Raw genomic sequence first — 1,484 nt, 5'->3', positions numbered from 1 at the left:
TTACAGATAGTGGGGGTATTATCCGAACTGGATTTGATGAGACCTTAGACAAGTACCGTCGTGTTCTCAGAGAAGGGACTGGCTGGATTGCTGAAATTGAGGCTAAGGAGCGAGAAAACTCTGGTATCAGCACGCTTAAGATTGACTACAATAAAAAAGATGGCTACTATTTCCATGTGACCAATTCGCAACTGGGAAATGTGCCTGCTCACTTTTTCCGCAAGGCAACGCTGAAAAACTCAGAACGTTTTGGAACCGAAGAATTAGCCCGTATTGAGGGAGATATGCTGGAGGCGCGTGAGAAGTCAGCCAACCTAGAGTACGAAATTTTTATGCGCATTCGTGAAGAGGTCAGCAAGTACATTCAGCGTTTGCAGGCTCTAGCCCAAGGCATTGCGACAGTTGATGTCTTACAGAGTCTAGCAGTTGTAGCTGAAATCCAGCATTTGATTCGACCTGAATTCGGAGATGATTCGCGGATTGATATTCAGAAAGGGCGCCATGCTGTCGTTGAAAAGGTCATGGGGGCTCAGACCTATATTCCAAATACGATTCAGATGGCAGAAGATACCAGTATTCAACTGATTACAGGGCCCAACATGAGTGGGAAGTCTACCTACATGCGTCAGTTAGCCATGACGGCGGTTATGGCCCAGATGGGGTCTTATGTGCCAGCAGAAAGCGCCCATTTACCGATTTTTGATGCGATTTTTACCCGTATCGGAGCAGCAGATGACTTGGTTTCAGGTCAATCAACCTTTATGGTAGAGATGATGGAGGCCAATAATGCCATTTCGCATGCGACCAAAAATTCCTTGATTCTTTTTGATGAATTGGGACGAGGAACTGCAACTTATGACGGGATGGCTCTTGCTCAGTCCATCATCGAATACATCCATGAGCATATCGGAGCCAAGACCCTCTTTGCGACCCACTACCATGAGTTGACTAGTCTGGAGTCTAGTTTACAACATTTGGTCAATGTCTACGTGGCAACTTTGGAGCAGGATGGGCAGGTCACCTTCCTTCACAAGATTGAACCAGGACCAGCTGATAAATCCTACGGTATCCATGTTGCCAAGATTGCTGGCTTGCCAGCAGATCTCCTAGCAAGGGCGGATAAGATTTTGACTCAGTTAGAGAATCAGGGCCCAGAAAGTCCTGCTCCAATGAGGCAAACAAGTACCGTCACTGAACAGATTTCACTCTTTGACGCGCCAGCAGACCATCCTATCCTAGCAGAATTAGCTAAACTGGATGTTTACAATATGACACCTATGCAGGCTATGAATGTCTTGGTCGAGTTAAAACAGAAACTATAAAGGAAGAGGCTGGGCAAAAACTCACTTCTAACTATCAAAAAAACGAGCACTTCCGTAGTTGGAGATGCTCGTTTTCTTATGTCATAGTTTATAATTATCACATTCGAATCACACAAACAGTAAAAATTTTAAAAAAGGTGTTGACAAAGTTTAAAAAGCCTG

At 44.7% G+C, this 1,484-nt stretch carries 1 protein-coding gene; it reads left to right on the top strand.

From position 1 onward, the window contains the following. Positions 1–1,322 (top strand): DNA mismatch repair protein MutS (mutS, locus tag SMIDD26_RS13305; protein ID WP_348538402.1); only part of this gene is annotated, 1,322 nt, incomplete at its 5' end. Between the last annotated feature and the right edge of the window lie 162 nt (positions 1,323–1,484).

This window comes from Streptococcus mitis, from assembly GCF_001579035.1.
GTDB classification, from domain to species: domain Bacteria; phylum Bacillota; class Bacilli; order Lactobacillales; family Streptococcaceae; genus Streptococcus; species Streptococcus mitis_J.
The sequence above is the reverse complement of the archived record's forward strand: the minus strand, read 5'-3'. Positions and strand labels throughout refer to the sequence as shown.